Genomic DNA, 15,751 nt, shown 5'->3' with positions numbered 1-15,751 from the left:
CCCCATGCCAAGCATAAGTCGTTCGGAACAAAAGAGTTAACGATGCGATAACTATGTGAGGGCGAGCACCCCGCTCGACCGCAGGAGAAGGATCATGATCAAGAGGCCCGTCCCCGCCGGAGGCCATTCGCAGCCCACCCGCGCCGCGCCGCTCACCGGCATCGTCGTCGGATCGGCGATATCGCTGTTGCTCTGGGCGTTGATGCTCGCGATCTTCTTCGCGATCCGCTGACCGTCAGCCGACCGCGACCACCAGCTTCCCGATCGCGCCGCGCGCCGCCATCTTCGCGATCGCGTCGCCGCCGCGCTCCAGCGGAAAGGTCTCGGTCACCTTCGGCGCGATCTTTCCGTCGCGCCACAATTCGAACAGCCGCGCGACATGCGCCGCATTGGCCTGTGGATCGCGTGCCGCGAAAGCGCCCCAGAACACCCCGCAGACATCGCAGCTCTTGAGCAGCGTCAGATTGAGCGGCAGCTTCGGGATGCCGGCCGGAAAGCCGACGACGAGATAGCGCCCTTCCCAGCCGATCGCGCGCAGCGCCGGCTCGGCATAATCGCCGCCGACCGGATCGTAGATCACATCGAACCCGCCGCGCCCGCCCGCCGCCTTGAACCGTTCGGCGAGCGCCTTCGACGCCTCCTTGTCGAACGGCGCGCGACCGTAGACGACCGTCTCGTCCGCGCCAGCGGCGGTCGCCGCCGCCGCTTTCTCCTCCGACGACACCGCCGCGACGACGCGTGCGCCATAGGCCTTGCCGAGTTCGATCGCCGCCAGCCCGACGCCGCCGGCCGCACCGAGCACCAGCAGCGACTGGCCCGCCTGCAACCGCCCGCGGTCGAGCAAGGCATGGATCGTCGTGGCATAGGTGAGGATCAGCGCCGCGCCCTCGGCGAAGTCGCGCTCCACGGGCAGGCGATAGAGCCGCCGCGGCTCGGTGACGATGCTGGTGGCGAGGCCGCCATGGCCGATCACCCCCATCACGCGGTCGCCGATCTGCCAGTCGCTGACGCCCTCGCCGAGCGCGTCGATCACGCCGGCGATCTCGCCGCCCGGCGCGAACGGGCGCGGCGGCTTGAACTGATATTTGTCCTCGATGATCAGGACGTCGGGATAGTTGATCGCGCAGGCCTTGACCGCGATCCGCACCTGCCCCTTGGCCGGTGCCGGATCGGGCAGTTCGGTGAGTTCTAGAGTGTCAGGTCCGCCCGACGCCGTCGACAGCAATGCCCGCATAACCGCTCCTGCTCGCGATCCAGGGGCGATGTTGATCCACCGCACCCTCGAATTTCGAAATCGCGGTATCCCTTGCCATCGTCAGGCCGATCTCGTCCAGCCCCTCCATCAGGCATTGCCGGCGGAACGGATCGAGGTCGAAGGCGAAGCGGTCCTGATAGGGCGTCGTCACCGTCATCGTCTCGAGGTCGACGGTGACCGGCTGCTCCTTCGCCACCTCGACGAGACGATCCACCGCCTCCTGCGGCAGCACCACCGGCACGATGCCGTTCTTGAACGCATTGCCCGAGAAGATGTCGGAGAAGCTCGGCGCGATCACCGCACGCACGCCCATGTCGGCGAGCGCCCAGGCGGCATGTTCGCGGCTCGATCCGCAGCCGAAATTGTCGCCGGCGATCAGGATCGGCGCACCGGCATAACGCGGGTCGTCGAAGACGTTGCCCGGCTGCGCACGCACCGTCTCGAACGCGCCGCGCGCCAGCCCCGAGCGCGTGATGGTCTTGAGCCAATGCGCCGGGATGATGATGTCGGTGTCGATATTCTTGGCACCCCAGGGATAGGCGGTGCCGGTAACGGTCGTGACGGGCTGCATATCGGCGCCTTCTAGCGTTCGGTCTTGACCGGATGCGCAAGCACGCGCGCGCCCGCGACATAGGCGGCGACGCCGCTCATCATCGCGCCCGCCACCAGCAATACCAATACCTTCTTCATCGCGTCGCTCCCATCAGATCCCGTACGTCGGCGAGCCGCCCGGTCACCGCCGCCGCCGCCGCCATTGCCGGCGACAACAGGTGTGTGCGCGCGCCAGGTCCCTGTCGACCCACGAAATTCCGGTTCGACGTGGACGCGCACCGCTCCCCCGCAGGCACCTTGTCGGGGTTCATCGCGAGGCACATCGAACAGCCCGGCTCGCGCCATTCGAAGCCGGCCTGCACGAACACCCGGTCGAGCCCCTCGGCCTCCGCCTGCCGCTTGACCAGCCCCGATCCCGGCACGACCATCGCCCGCACGCCGTCGGCGACATGGCGTCCCTCGGCGACCGCGGCGGCGGCGCGCAGATCCTCGATCCGGCTGTTGGTGCAGCTGCCGATGAAGACGTGCTGGACGGGAACGTCCTGCATCGCCGTCCCCGGCGTCAGCCCCATATAATCGAGGCTGCGCTGTGCCGCCGCGCGCTTGGCGGGATCGGCGAAACTGTCGGGTTCGGGGACGACGCCGGTGATCGGCACGACGTCCTCGGGGCTCGTCCCCCAGGTCAGCGCCGGCGCGATATCGGTCGCGTCGAGCCGCACGCTCTTGTCGTAGGTCGCGGCGGGGTCGGTGGCGAGGCTGCGCCACCAGGCGACAGCCTTGTCCCACGCCTCGCCCTGCGGCGCCATCGGTCGCCCCTTCAGATAGGCGAAGGTCACGTCGTCGGGCGCGACCAGCCCGGCGCGCGCGCCGCCCTCGATCGACATGTTGGCGACGGTCATCCGCCCCTCGATCGACATGGCGCGGATCACCTCGCCGGTATATTCGATGACATGGCCGGTTCCGCCCGCCGCTCCGATCCGGCCCATGATCGCGAGGATCACGTCCTTGGGGCTGACGCCGAAGCCCAGCGTGCCGTCGACGCGCACCTCCATCGTCTTCGACTGGCTGAGCAGCAGCGTCTGCGTCGCGAGCACATGCTCCACCTCGCTGGTGCCGATGCCGAACGCCAATGCGCCCAAGGCGCCATGCGTCGAGGTATGGCTGTCGCCGCACACCAGGGTCGTGCCGGGCAGCGTGAAGCCCAGTTCCGGCCCGACGACATGGACGATGCCCTGCTCCGCCGCGGTCGCATCGATATAGTCGACGCCGAACTCCGCGGTATTGCGGCGCAGCGCATCGAGCTGCTGCGCGCTTTCCGGATCGGCGATCGGCAGCATCCGCCCGGCGGCATCGACGCGCGGCGTCGTCGGCAGGTTGTGATCGGGCACCGCAAGCGTCAGCTCGGGCCGCCGCACCCGCCGCCCGGCGACGCGAAGCCCCTCGAACGCCTGCGGGCTGGTCACCTCATGGACGAGGTGCCGGTCGATGTAGATGAGGCAGGTGCCGTCGTCGCGCCGTTCGACGACATGAGCAGCCCAGATCTTTTCGTACAGCGTTTGCGGTCGGGAAGCCATGATGCGCGCCCGTTAACGGAAATGATGCGCGAGCGAAAGCCTGCGCGACAGATTGTTGCCTGTGATATTAAAGCGCGCGATGATCTTCGAAGATCGTGCCGCACGCGCGCATCTCGTCTTCATGCGCCGGCTCGCGCCATGTTTCCGTCAGCGCCGCCGCTTCCCATGCCTTGATCGCGGGATGCGCGAAAAGGCTTTCGCACCAGCGACTTCCGGCATCGCCAACGTCGATCCCGAAGGTCCGCACGCGAAACGCGACCGGCGCGTAGAAGGCATCGACCGCGGTGAAGCGCTCCCCCGCCAGCCACGGACCGCCAAAGCGATCGAGCCCTTCCGCCCATAATTCCTTGATCCGCAAAATATCGCGATCCAGCGCCGGCGACGCCGGATGCGGAGTCGCGCGGACGCCGACGCTCATCATCCGCTCGTTGCGCAGCGCCGAAAAGCCGCCATGCATCTCGGTGACCGCGCACATCGCCCAGGCGCGCGCCGCCTCGTCCCGCGGCCAGACGCCATCGTGCCGCTCGGCAAGATACAATGTGATGCCGAGCGAGTCCCAGACAGTACGATCGCCGTCGATCAGCACCGGCACCTGCCCGCTTGGCGAAAAGACGCGAAACGCCTCCCAGTTACTTGCCGCCGCAAAGGGTTCGATCCGATCCTCGAACGGAATGCCGAGCGCCGTCATCACCGCCCACGGCCGCAGCGACCAGCTCGAATAATTGCGATTGGCGGTGATCAGCACGTAACCCATGGCTGCAGGTCCCATCTCGACTATCTATTCATAGCGGGGAATCGTCCGACCGGCTGCCGCCTAGTCCCTGATTCCGGTCTGAACGACCCCGGCCCGAAGGTCGGCACGTATGAAAAGCGTCTTGGCCACCCGGTCGATATGCCGTCGCAACGCTGCGGCCAGCTCGGGACCATAAAGGATAACATCCACCGATACGGCGAGGCTGCTTTCACCGAACAATGTCGCCAATCGTGCCAAAGTCCTGCCATCGATATCGCCCCATAATATGAGATCGATATCGGACGCCGGACGCGCGGTCCCGAGCGCCCGCGAGCCGAACACACCGACCCGATCGATCCGATCGGCAAAGGGGGCGAGCACGGACCGTATGATGGCCCGGTCCCGTTCCGACATCACGATGCCGTCCGCGTCAGCCAAGCTTTGCCCGTTCGAGCATCAGCATCAGGTGCAAATCTTCGAATCGCTCGAGGAAGCGCGCCCGGATATCGGCGACCACCCGCTCGAACGCCTGCCGGCGGTAGACGTGCGACATTTCATTACGCGCATCCAGCGCGTCCATCCAGATCGGGCCTTCCTCGATATAGCCGAAGGCGAATGCCGTGCGGAGCACGTCGCCGGGGCCGCTGCGCTCCAGCGTGACCTTACGCCAGACCAGAAAGTCCTTCAGCGTCTTCCAGGCGAGTTCGAACGTATATTCGAACCGCTGGATAACCCCCTCCTGCACGATCGGATGAACATCTCCGTCCAGCAGGTCCACGCCCTCCCGCAGCAACACCAAAGCCCCGTCGAAATTGGCGAACCGCTGCACCCAGCGCGGCGTATCGGGGGCGCCGAGATCCATTACCGGTCGAACCGCGCCGTCGTCTTCGCCGCCACCTCGTCCGCGGTCACGCCCGGCGCCAGTTCGATCAGCCGGAACGGCGATTGGTGATCCGGCCGCCGGAACACGGCGAGGTCGGTGACGATCATGTCGACCACGTTCTTGCCGGTCAGGGGCAGCGTACAGGCGGGGATGAACTTGGGGCTGCCGTCTTTGGCATTATGATCCATCACGACGATGATCTGCTTGACCCCGGCGACGAGGTCCATCGCGCCACCCATCCCCTTGATCATCTTGCCGGGGATCATCCAGTTGGCGATGTCGCCGCCCTCGCTCACCTCCATCGCGCCGAGCACCGTCAGGTCGATATGCCCGCCGCGGATCATCGCGAAGCTCTGCTCGCTGCCGAAATAGGCGCTTTGCGGCAATTCGCTGATCGTCTGCTTGCCGGCGTTGATGAGGTCGGGGTCGACCTCGTCGTCGTACGGGAACGGCCCGATGCCGAGCATGCCGTTCTCCGACTGCAAGGTCACCGTGATCCCGGCGGGAATATTGTTGGCGACCAGCGTCGGGATACCGATGCCGAGGTTGACGTAATAGCCGTCGCGCAGTTCCTGCGCGGCGCGCGCCGCCATCTGGTTGCGATCCCAGCCCTTCGCTTGCGTGGCCATCAGTTCAGTCCTCCGGGATGGTTGGCGATCTTCGCGACGGCGTCGGGATCGAGTTCGGGACGCGCGCCGTCGAGACCACGCCAGATCAGCGCCGCGGCTTCCGCCTCGGCCATGCCGAGCGCCTGCGCATGCGCCTTGGCGGCGTGGCCGATCGTGTCGGCCATCAGCACGCCGAACATCTCCGCATCGGCGAGCACGCCGGCATCGATCACCACGGTCGAGCCCGACCGGTCGGTGATCCAGATCCGCGCCACCTCGGCCGATCTGGCGCCGAGATTGGGGATGGCGGACAAGGGAATGGCGCGCGGCTTCGACGGTTTCACGGCGTATCGCTCCAGCGTTTGTCGAGGGGAAACACCTCGTCGAACCCGCCCTTGAGCCCGCTGCCGTAGACCGGGTTGGGCAGCACGAACCAGCCGTTGCCCCACAGATCGGCGATCGCGCCGCTGTCGGCGACACGGCGGCGCTCGGCGGCGGAGGGGATTGCGTTGAACAGGTCGCTGAAATCGCCGAGCTGATCGCCCGCCATCGCGACGACGCAATAGCGCGCGGCGATCGCGCTGCGGCGCGCATCCTTGCCGCTCGGCCCGTCGCGCAGGAACAGGTCGGTGCCGGGGGTGAAATCGCCCAGCCCCGCCGCCTTCAGCCCGGCGACCGTGCCGGCGGCGGTGACGGCGCCGCGATTGCTGTTGATGATGACCGTGATGTTGGCGGCACGCAGCGCGGCGAACGCCTCGACCGCGCCCGGCACCGGCGCGACCGCCTTGGCGCCGGTCCGCTCCCAGCGCGCCCATTGCGCCGGATCGAACGGCGCGCCAGGATCGCGCGCCGCCAGCGCCTCGATGCCGAGGTTGAGCACCACCGTCTCGTCCGCGTCGAACACCGCCGCGCGCGGCTTGCCCTCGCACGCCTGCCATTGCGGCGCGGCAAGCGTCGCCCCCGGCCTGAGCACGACGCTGTCGCCCGCCGCGCGGCGATAGCTGGCATAGGAGACGAGCGCACGGAACGCCTGCCGGCTCAGCGCCGCCGCCTCCGCCGACCCGTAGAGATACTGGAATTGCGGCGGCACCGGCCGCGCATCGGCGACGGCCGCACCAGTGGCCGCGCCGGTCGGCGGCGGCAGCGCGGTCAGCCCGGTGATCCGCACCACCCTGCCGTCGGCGGTATAGGTCTGGCCCGGCGCCGGCAGCGTCGCGACATGCGTGCGCTTGCCGCCGCAGCCCGCCAGCAGCGCCGCCGCCGCCAGCGCGAACCCCGCCCGCCGCATCACGCCGCCTCGCGCGCCCGCACCGTGCGGAACTCGATCTTCTTGACGTACGGCGCGCCGACGATCAGCCGCTTCACATAGATGCCGGGCAGATGGATATGATCGGGATCGAGGCTGCCGACCGGCACCACTTCCTCGACTTCGGCGACGCAGACCTTGCCCGCGGTCGCCATCGGCTGGTTGAAGTTGCGCGCGGTCTTGCGGAAGATGAGGTTGCCGCTCTCGTCCGCCTTCCAGCCCTTGATGATGCTCAGGTCGGCGCGGATGCCGCGTTCGAGGATATAGTCCTCGCCGTCGAAGGTCTTCACCTCCTTGCCCTCGGCCACCAGAGTGCCGACGCCGGTCTTCGTGTAGAAGCCGGGAATGCCCGCGCCGCCGGCGCGGCAGCGTTCGGCGAGCGTGCCCTGCGGGCAGAATTCCACCTCCAGCTCACCGCTCAGATATTGCCGCTCGAACTCCTTGTTCTCGCCGACATAGCTGGAGATCATCTTCCTGACCTGCCGCGTGCGCAGCAGCTTGCCGAGCCCCTCGCCGTCGATGCCGGCATTGTTGCTGGCGATGGTGAGGCCCGTGACGCCCGATGCCTGGATCGCGTCGATCAGCCGTTCGGGGATGCCGCACAGGCCGAAGCCGCCCGCGCAGATCGTCATGCCGTCGTGCAGCAGGCCGTCGAGCGCCGCCGCCGCATCGGGATAGAGCTTGTTCATCGCCCGTGACTCTCCTGTCTTTGCCGCGGCGATAGCGGGACGGGCGCCGCAGCGTCAATCGAGACCCCGTGTTCCTGCGCACGCAGGAACCCAGAGCCACGCAGCGCGACGCCGGCGACCCTGGGCTCCTGCGTTCGCAGGAGCACCGACGCTTACTTCAGCGCCGCCTGTGCCGCCGCCAGCCGCGCGATCGGCACGCGGTACGGCGAGGCCGAGACGTAATCGAGGCCGACCTTTTCGCAGAAGGCGATGCTCGCCGGATCGCCGCCATGTTCGCCGCAGATACCGAGCTTGATCTCCGGCCGGGTCGCGCGCCCGCGATCCGCCGCCATCTGCACCAGCTCGCCGACGCCCTCGATATCGAGGCTGACGAACGGGTCCTTGGCGTAGATGCCCTGCTCGACATAGGCACCGAGGAAGCGCGCCGCATCGTCGCGGCTGACGCCCAAAGTCGTCTGGGTCAGGTCGTTGGTCCCGAACGAGAAGAACTCGCCCGTCTCGGCGATCTCGCCCGCCTTCAGCGCCGCGCGCGGCAGCTCGATCATCGTGCCGACCAGATAGTCGATCGTCTTGCCGCGCTCGGCGAACACCACCTGCGCGGCCTTGTCGACCACCGCCTTCATCAGGTCGAGCTCGCGCTTGGTCGCGACCAGCGGGATCATCACTTCCGGAATCGGCGCCTTCCCCGACTTCTCCGCTACGTCGAGCGCCGCCTCGAAGATCGCGCGCGCCTGCGTCTCGTAGATCTCCGGATAGGTCACGCCCAACCGGCAGCCACGATGGCCGAGCATCGGGTTGAATTCGTGCAATTCGGTGGCGCGGCGCTTCAATTCGTCGATAGCGACGCCCGCCGCCGCGGCGACCTCGGCGAACTCATTCTCCTCGTGCGGCAGGAATTCGTGCAGCGGCGGATCGAGCAGCCGCACCGTCACCGGCAGGCCCGCCATCACCTCGAAGATCGCAGTGAAGTCGCTTCGCTGCGCCGGCAGCAGTTTTTCCAGCGCGGCACGGCGGCCCGTCTCGTCCTGCGCGAGGATCATCTGGCGCACCGCGGTGATCCGGTCGGCGTCGAAGAACATATGTTCGGTACGGCACAGGCCGACGCCCTCGGCGCCGAAGTCGCGCGCGGTCTGGCAGTCGAGCGGCGTCTCCGCATTGGCGCGGACCTTGAGCCGGCGCACGCCGTCGGCCCATTCCATCAGCACGCCGAAATCGCCGGCCAGCTCGGGCTGCACGGTGGCTACCGAACCGAACATCACCTCGCCGCTGGTGCCGTCGATCGTGATCGTGTCGCCCTCGCGCACCTCGCGCCCGGCGACCTTCATCACCTTGTCCTTGGCCGAGATCGACAGCGATCCCGCGCCCGAGACGCACGGCCGGCCCATGCCGCGCGCCACCACCGCAGCGTGGCTGGTCATGCCGCCGCGCGCGGTGAGGATGCCGGTCGCGGCATGCATGCCGTGAATGTCTTCCGGCGACGTCTCGACGCGCACGAGGATGACGGACTCGCCCGCCGCCTTGCGCTTCTCGGCGGTGTCGGCGTCGAACACGACGGTGCCCGAGGCGGCACCCGGCGAGGCGGGCAAGCCCTTGGCGATCACGTCGCGCGGCGCATCGGGATCGAGCGTCGGGTGGAGGAGCTGGTCGAGCGCCATCGGATCGACGCGCAGGATCGCCTCGTTGCGGGTGATGAGCCCCTCGTTCGCCATGTCGACCGCGATCTTGAGCGCCGCCTTGGCGGTCCGCTTGCCCGAGCGGGTCTGGAGCATCCAGAGCTTACCCTGTTCGACGGTGAACTCGATGTCCTGCATGTCGCGATAATGCGTCTCGAGCCGGTCGAACACCGCCGCCAGCTCGGCATAGACTTCGGGCATCGCCTCTTCCATCGACGCGGGCTTGGCGCCCGCCTCCTCGCGCGCCGCCTTGGTCAGATATTGCGGCGTGCGGATGCCGGCGACGACGTCCTCGCCCTGCGCGTTGATGAGGAATTCGCCGTAATAGGCGCGGTCGCCCTTCGACGGATCGCGGGTGAAGGCGACGCCGGTCGCCGACGTCTCGCCCATATTGCCGAACACCATCGCCTGGACGTTGACCGCGGTCCCCCAGTCGGCGGGGATGTCGTTCAGGCGGCGATAGACCTTCGCCCGCTCCGACTGCCACGAGCCGAACACCGCGCCGACCGCGCCCCACAATTGGTCGTGGACGTCCTGCGGGAACGGCTTGCCCCATTCCGTCTCGACCAGCCCCTTATATTCGGCCACCAGCGCCTTGAGGTCGGTCGCGCTCAGCTCGGTATCCAGCGTGAAGCCGTTGTCTTCCTTGGCGATCTCCAGCGCTTCCTCGAACGCGCCGTGATCGAGTTCGAGCACCACGTCGGCATACATCTGGATGAAGCGCCGATAGCTGTCCCACGCGAACCGCTCGTCACCCGACTTGGCGGCAAGCCCCTCGACCGTCGCATCGTTGAGCCCGAGGTTGAGGACGGTGTCCATCATCCCCGGCATCGACACGCGCGCGCCCGAGCGCACCGAGACGAGCAACGGATTGGCCGCATCTCCGAAGCTCTTGCCGGTGATCCCCTCGATATGCGCGATCCCCTGCGCCACCTCGTCGCGCAGGCTTTGCGGGAATTGCTCGCCCTCGTCGTAATAGGTCGTGCACATCGCGGTCGAGATGGTGAAGCCCGGCGGCACCGGCAGGCCGATCGACGCCATCTCGGCAAGGTTCGAGCCCTTGCCGCCGAGCAGATTCTTGTCGCCCTTCCCGCCGTCCGAAACGCCGCCACCGAAACGGTACACGTATTGGGTCATCGCTGGTCCTTAGCTACGGTCTGATGCCTGCCCCGGGGAGGATGGTAAGCATATCGTACGCCTGAGAAAGGTGTCGCTATCCCTCGATCTTCGAGAAATCGGCGACGGCATGCACCGCCGCGCGCACCCGGTCCAGCAGCGCGAGCCGCGCGGCGCGCTTGGCGGGATCGGGATCGTTGACGATCACGCCCTCGAAGAACGCGTCGATCGGCGCACGCAGCGACGCAAGCGCCGCCATCGCGCCCTCGAAATCCTCCGCCGCGACCGCCGCGGTGGCGGCGGGCTCGGCCGCGTCGAGCGCGGCGATCAGCGCCGCCTCAGCGGGTTCGGGGGTATAGCCGAGTGCCTGCACCGCGCCGTCGCCGGCGGGCGCATGGCCTTCCTTCTTGAGGATATTGGCGGCGCGCTTGTAACCCGCGAGCAGGTTGGCGCCGTCCTCGGTCGCGACGAACGCCTGCAAGGCGTGGACGCGGGCAAGCAGCCGGACGAGATCGTCCTCGCCGCCGAGCGCGAACACCGCGTCGATCAGATCGTGACGGACGCCAGCTTCGCGCTGCTGGACCTTGAGGCGGTCGGCGAAGAAGTCGAGCACCGCACGATCCGCCACCCGGCCGAGCGGAAAGCGCAGACCATTGTCGAGGATCAGCGCGACCACGCCGAGCGCCGACCGTCGCAGCGCGAACGGATCCTTCGACCCGCTCGGCCGCAGGTCGGCGGCGAAGAATTGCGTGATGCTGTCGAGCTTGTCCGCCAGCGACACCGCCACCGTCACCGGCGCGGTCGGCACGTCGTCGCCCTGCCCGACCGGCTTGTAATGGTCGCGCACCGCCTCGGCGACCGTGCGCGGCTCGCCCTGCGCGGCGGCGTAATAGCCGCCGATCAGGCCCTGCAATTCGGGGAATTCGCCGACCATGCCGGTGACGAGGTCCGCCTTGGCGAGCCGCGCCGCCCGCTCCGCCATATCGGCGAGCGTCATTCCCTCTCCCCTTGTGGGAGAGGGAGGGAGCGCCGAAGGCGCGGAAGGGTGAGGGGGAGTAGTCAGGGATGCGCTATCCCCCTCACCCTTCCCACTCGCTGACGCGAGCGGGCCCCTTCCCTCTCCCACAAGGGGAGAGGGAGATTGGACGATCCCCTCTTCGACCAGCCATCGCGCCAGCTTCGCCACGCGATCGACTTTGTCGGCGACCGTGCCGAGCTTCTCGTGGAAGACGATGTTCGCCAGCTTCGCCGCCTGCGCTTCCAGCGGCGTCTTGAGATCGGTCTCGTAGAAGAAGCGCGCATCGGACAGCCGCGCCGCGAGCACCTTGCGATTGCCCTCGACGATCTGCGCACCGCCGTCGGTCGCCTCGATATTGGCGGTGCAGACGAAGGCATTGGCGAGCGCACCGTCCGCATCGCGGCAGACGAAATATTTCTGGTTCACCCGCGCGGTGAGCTGGATCACCTCGGGCGGCACGGTCAGGAAGTCGGCGTCGAACCGCCCGAGCAGCGGCACCGGCCATTCGGTCAGCCCGGCATTCTCTGAAACCAGCCCCTCGTCCGTGACCAGCACCAACCCCGCCTCCGCGGCGAGCGCGGTGGCGCGCTCGCGGATCAGCGTGCGGCGCTCGTCCTGATCGACGATGACGTGGCAGGCGCGCAATTTCTCGACGTAATCCGCCGCCGAACCGATCGTGATCTGCCCCGGATGATGGAAGCGATGGCCGAAGGTGGCGAAACCGGAGCGGATCCCCGCGATCTCGACCTCGACCAGTTCCTCGCCGAACAGCGCGACGATACCGTGCAGCGGCCGCACCCAGCGCAGCGACTCGGTCGAGGCGGAGGCCGCCCCCCAGCGCATCGACTTGGGCCACGGGAAGCCGCGGATGATCGCCGGGATCGCCTCGGCGAGCACCGCGGTCGTCGCCCGGCCGGGCTTGTCGGTCACCGCATAGAGCACGCCGTCGCGCTCGACGAGCTGCTCGCGGGTCAGCCCCGTCTTGCGCAGGAAGCCTTCGAGCGCCTGCGGCGGCGCGCTCGCCTTGGGGCCTTTCAGCTCCTCGGACACCGCCTGCGTCTCGGCCGGCAGGTCGCGCGCGATCAGCAGCAGCCGCCGCGGCGTCGCATAAGTGACGAGCGATCCGGCGGCGAGCCCCGCCTTGCCCAGCTCGGCAGCGAACAGCCGCGCGAGATCGTCGCGCGCCTTGTCCTGCATCCGCGCAGGGATTTCTTCGGAACGCAGTTCGAGCAGGAAATCGGTCATTGTACGGCGCCGAAAGAAGAAGGGGTTGGTTCGCGCAGAGGCGCAGAGGCGCAGAGAAGAAGGATGTTGGGCCGCGCCACCGGCAGGCGCACCGCCTTGCGCCGCAGGCATTCCATGATCGCATTCGCACGGAAGGCGTCGCCTGCGCGCAGCCTCTCTGCGCCTCTGCGCCTCTGCGCGAACAACCCTTCTTCCCGCCGGACGCCGCTCACGCCGCCCATCCGTTCTTGTCCATCCACGCCGCGCAGGCGCCCTTGGCGAGGTCGCGGACGCGGCCGATATAGGCCTGCCGCTCGGCGACCGAGATCACGCCGCGCGCCTGCAACAGGTTGAACGTGTGGCTCGCCTTGATCGCCTGTTCGTACGCCGGGATCGGCAGCCCGGCGGCGAGGCTGTTCTCGCATTCCGCCGCGGCCTTTTTGAACAGGTCGAACAGGCTGGCGGTATCGGCGACCTCGAAATTCCACGTCGACATCTGCCGCTCGTTTTCGAGGAAGACGTCGCCATATGTGACGCCGCTGTCGTTGAACGCGAGGTCGTAGACGTTGTCGACGTCCTGGATATACATCGCCAGCCGTTCGAGCCCGTAGGTCAGCTCGCCCGCGACCGGCTTCATGTCGAACCCGCCCATCTGCTGGAAATAGGTGAATTGCGTCACCTCCATGCCGTCGCACCAGACTTCCCAGCCCAGCCCCCAGGCGCCCAGCGTCGGCGATTCCCAATCGTCCTCGACGAAGCGGATGTCGTGGCGCGTCATGTCGACGCCGATCGCCGCGAGGCTGCCGAGGTACAGCTCCTGCAGGTCGGGCGGCGACGGCTTCAGGATCACCTGATATTGGTAATAATGCTGCAGCCGGTTGGGATTCTCGCCATAGCGGCCGTCGGTCGGCCGGCGGCAAGGCTGGACGAAGGCGGCGTTCCACGTCTCGGGCCCCAACGCGCGCAGCGTCGTCGCCGGATGGAACGTGCCTGCGCCCATTTCCATGTCATAGGGCTGGAGGATCACGCAACCCCGGTCGCTCCAATAGTCGTGGAGCGTCAGGATCATCTTCTGGAAGGAAAGCGGTGTGGCGGCCATCGTCCCGAGGCTTTGGCCGATGAGGCCGCGTCTAGCAAGTGGTGCGGCGCGGCATTAGCTATGGCGCAGGACTTACTGATGGATAGCGTCCCCGCATGATACGAACCCTTCGGCCCGCCCTGCGGCCTGCTTTGTCGGCGCTCGCGCTCTGCCTGTCGCTCCCCGCCTGCGCGCAGCAGCCCGCCCAGCCGGCACGCGCCGCCAACGACGCCGATCCGGCGCTCTGGGTGGTCAAGGACAAGGATACGACGGTATATCTCTTCGGCACGATTCACGTGCTCAAGCCCGGCCTCACCTGGTTCGACGAGGCGGTGAAGACCGCGTTCGACCGGTCGGACGAGGTCAAGCTGGAGATCGTCATGCCCGACGCCGCGGCGATGCAGGGGCTGGTGCAGGCGACCGGCGTCGCCGCACCCGGCACGCCGCCGCTGACCCAGCGCCTGCCCGAGGCCAAGCGCGCCGCCTTCACCAAGGCGGTGACCGACCTCGGCCTGCCCGCCAACGCGCTCGACACGTTCAAGCCATGGCTGGCGGCGACGCAGCTCTCGGTCGCGCCCTTGTCGAAGCTCGGCTACGACAGCGACAACGGCCCCGAACAGGTCATCACCGCCGCGGCGAAACAGGCGAACAAGCCGCTGACCGGGCTGGAGACGCCCGAACAGCAATTGGGCTTCTTCGGCAGCCTGTCGGACAAGGCGCAGCTCGACTTCCTCGTCAGCACGGTCGACGAACTGCCCAAGCTGAACGACCAGATGGCGTCGATGGTCGACGATTGGGCCAAGGGCGACCCCGACGCGCTCGCCCGCGAGATGAACGACGAGCTGAAAAGCTCGCCGGAGGTCGCCAAGGTCCTCCTCACCGACCGCAACGCGCGCTGGGCGGCGTGGATCAAGCAGCGCATGACGCGGCCGGGGACGGTGTTCGTCGCGGTCGGCGCCGGGCATCTCGCGGGACCGGAGTCGGTGCAGGCGCACCTCGCAAAACTGGGCGTAAAGGCCGAACGGGTTAAATACTGACGCCGCCTCAAATGCCCCGTCACCCCGGACTTGTTCCGGGGTCCACTCCGCGGCGAGGAGAGCCGCTGGAAGTGTGAGCGAGCGCCTGTGGCCCGGTAGACCCCGGAACGAGTCCGGGGTGACGGATGTATTCAGGTGAGGTTACGAGCCGCGACAGGACGCTCCGCCCGCCGCCGCCCCCACCTTGCCTTTTCACCCCCCATCGGCTAAGCGCCCCCGCTTCCGGCCATGGTCATCCCTGGAGGCGTGGCGCGGGAAAGACACTTTAGCACGTTTCGGAAGGTTATCTGCATGAGCGACACCATTACGCTCGCAGCCGAGACGCGCGACCGGGTTGGCAAGGGAGCCTCCCGGGCGCTGCGTCGTGACGGCCGCGTCCCCGCCGTGATCTACGGCCAGAACAAGGAACCGACTTCGGTTCACCTCGAAGAGAAGGCGCTGACCAAGGCGCTGATGACCGGTCACTTCATGACCTCGGTCATCATGATCGACGGACAGCGGACGCTGGCCAAGGACGTGACCTTCCACCCCGTCACCGATCGCCCGATCCACGTCGATTTCCTGCGCATCGGCGAGCACACCGAAGTCACCGTCGCGGTGCCGATCGTGTTCACCGACGAAGACGATGCCCCCGGCATCAAGCGCGGTAACGGCGTGCTCAACATCACCCGCCACGAGATCGAGCTGGTCGTCGACGCCGCCGACATCCCGAGCGAGATCAGCATCTCGCTGAAGGGCCTCGAGATCGGCGATTCGATCCACATCAGCGACGTCAAGCTGCCCAAGGGCGCCAAGCCGGCGATCGACGACCGCGATTTCGCGATCGCCACGATCGTGCCGCCGACCGTCCCGACCGCGCAGGACGAGGCGCTCGACGCCGAGGTCGCCGAGACCCAGGCCGCCGAGGCTGCTGCCGACGCCGAGCCGAACGACGACGACAACGACGACGACAAGATCACCACCCAGAAGAACTAAGCTGGGGGGCCGCCACGGCGGCGACGGAAC

At 67.7% G+C, this 15,751-nt stretch carries 16 protein-coding genes; 3 read left to right on the top strand and 13 right to left on the bottom strand.

The features are described 5' to 3' along the window. The first annotated feature begins 94 nt into the window (after positions 1-94). Positions 95-232 (top strand): hypothetical protein, encoded by a 138-nt coding sequence (locus tag AC07UH_RS05050; RefSeq protein ID WP_169742544.1) that lies wholly within the window; start codon positions 95-97, stop codon positions 230-232. Positions 233-235: 3 nt separating this feature from the next. Here the strand turns inward: AC07UH_RS05050 and AC07UH_RS05045 are convergent, their stop codons facing one another. The 13 genes from AC07UH_RS05045 to AC07UH_RS04985 all read right to left on the bottom strand — a co-directional run bounded on the left by AC07UH_RS05045 (position 236) and on the right by AC07UH_RS04985 (position 13,730). Further along, on the bottom strand, positions 236-1,234 hold the full coding sequence (locus tag AC07UH_RS05045; RefSeq protein WP_495179140.1) for an NADPH:quinone oxidoreductase family protein: 999 nt from the start codon (positions 1,232-1,234) through the stop codon (positions 236-238). Further along, positions 1,197-1,826: a 3-isopropylmalate dehydratase small subunit gene (gene leuD / locus AC07UH_RS05040; protein WP_137899153.1), complete on the bottom strand. Its 630-nt coding sequence runs from the start codon at positions 1,824-1,826 to the stop codon at positions 1,197-1,199. Before leuD ends, AC07UH_RS05045 begins: the two co-directional genes overlap by 38 nt. A gap of 115 nt (positions 1,827-1,941) precedes the next feature. After that, a complete protein-coding gene (gene leuC / locus AC07UH_RS05035; RefSeq protein ID WP_495179141.1) occupies positions 1,942-3,381 on the bottom strand; it encodes a 3-isopropylmalate dehydratase large subunit in 1,440 nt (479 codons plus the stop codon). Between the two features lie 67 nt (positions 3,382-3,448). Further along, a complete protein-coding gene (locus AC07UH_RS05030; RefSeq protein ID WP_495179785.1) occupies positions 3,449-4,135 on the bottom strand; it encodes a glutathione S-transferase family protein in 687 nt (228 codons plus the stop codon). A gap of 60 nt (positions 4,136-4,195) precedes the next feature. After that, on the bottom strand, positions 4,196-4,552 hold the full coding sequence (locus AC07UH_RS05025) for a nucleotidyltransferase domain-containing protein (RefSeq protein ID WP_495179142.1): 357 nt from the start codon (positions 4,550-4,552) through the stop codon (positions 4,196-4,198). Beyond that, positions 4,545-4,976, bottom strand: a complete 432-nt coding sequence (locus AC07UH_RS05020) for a nucleotidyltransferase substrate binding protein (protein WP_495179143.1) — start codon at positions 4,974-4,976, stop codon at positions 4,545-4,547. The genes AC07UH_RS05025 and AC07UH_RS05020 overlap by 8 nt, the downstream gene beginning before the upstream one ends. Further along, the gene (locus tag AC07UH_RS05015) at positions 4,976-5,626 is read right to left on the bottom strand and encodes a CoA transferase subunit B (RefSeq protein WP_038662805.1); all 651 of its coding nucleotides are present in this window, start codon (positions 5,624-5,626) and stop codon (positions 4,976-4,978) included. Before AC07UH_RS05015 ends, AC07UH_RS05020 begins: the two co-directional genes overlap by 1 nt. Further along, on the bottom strand, positions 5,626-5,949 hold the full coding sequence (locus tag AC07UH_RS05010) for a DUF5076 domain-containing protein (RefSeq protein WP_495179144.1): 324 nt from the start codon (positions 5,947-5,949) through the stop codon (positions 5,626-5,628). The genes AC07UH_RS05015 and AC07UH_RS05010 overlap by 1 nt, the downstream gene beginning before the upstream one ends. Then, a complete protein-coding gene (locus AC07UH_RS05005; protein ID WP_495179145.1) occupies positions 5,946-6,893 on the bottom strand; it encodes a 5'-nucleotidase, lipoprotein e(P4) family in 948 nt (315 codons plus the stop codon). The genes AC07UH_RS05010 and AC07UH_RS05005 overlap by 4 nt, the downstream gene beginning before the upstream one ends. Beyond that, a complete protein-coding gene (locus AC07UH_RS05000) occupies positions 6,893-7,600 on the bottom strand; it encodes a CoA transferase subunit A (RefSeq protein WP_495179146.1) in 708 nt (235 codons plus the stop codon). The genes AC07UH_RS05005 and AC07UH_RS05000 overlap by 1 nt, the downstream gene beginning before the upstream one ends. A gap of 152 nt (positions 7,601-7,752) precedes the next feature. Beyond that, positions 7,753-10,410: a pyruvate, phosphate dikinase gene (gene ppdK, locus AC07UH_RS04995; protein ID WP_495179147.1), complete on the bottom strand. Its 2,658-nt coding sequence runs from the start codon at positions 10,408-10,410 to the stop codon at positions 7,753-7,755. Between the two features lie 76 nt (positions 10,411-10,486). Beyond that, positions 10,487-12,652: a glycine--tRNA ligase subunit beta gene (glyS, locus tag AC07UH_RS04990; RefSeq protein WP_495179148.1), complete on the bottom strand. Its 2,166-nt coding sequence runs from the start codon at positions 12,650-12,652 to the stop codon at positions 10,487-10,489. Positions 12,653-12,860: 208 nt separating this feature from the next. Then, positions 12,861-13,730, bottom strand: a complete 870-nt coding sequence (locus tag AC07UH_RS04985; protein ID WP_495179149.1) for a glycine--tRNA ligase subunit alpha — start codon at positions 13,728-13,730, stop codon at positions 12,861-12,863. A gap of 95 nt (positions 13,731-13,825) precedes the next feature. On the opposite strand from AC07UH_RS04985, the gene AC07UH_RS04980 reads away from it, so the two are divergent. Further along, on the top strand, positions 13,826-14,746 hold the full coding sequence (locus tag AC07UH_RS04980) for a TraB/GumN family protein (protein WP_495179150.1): 921 nt from the start codon (positions 13,826-13,828) through the stop codon (positions 14,744-14,746). Between the two features lie 291 nt (positions 14,747-15,037). Further along, positions 15,038-15,721, top strand: coding sequence for a 50S ribosomal protein L25/general stress protein Ctc (locus AC07UH_RS04975; protein ID WP_038662828.1), 684 nt, complete (start codon positions 15,038-15,040; stop codon positions 15,719-15,721). Positions 15,722-15,751: the final 30 nt, after the last annotated feature.

This window comes from Sphingomonas sp. GW821-FHT04B01 (genome assembly GCF_059420425.1).
This window is presented reverse-complemented; position numbering and strand designations above follow the sequence as displayed.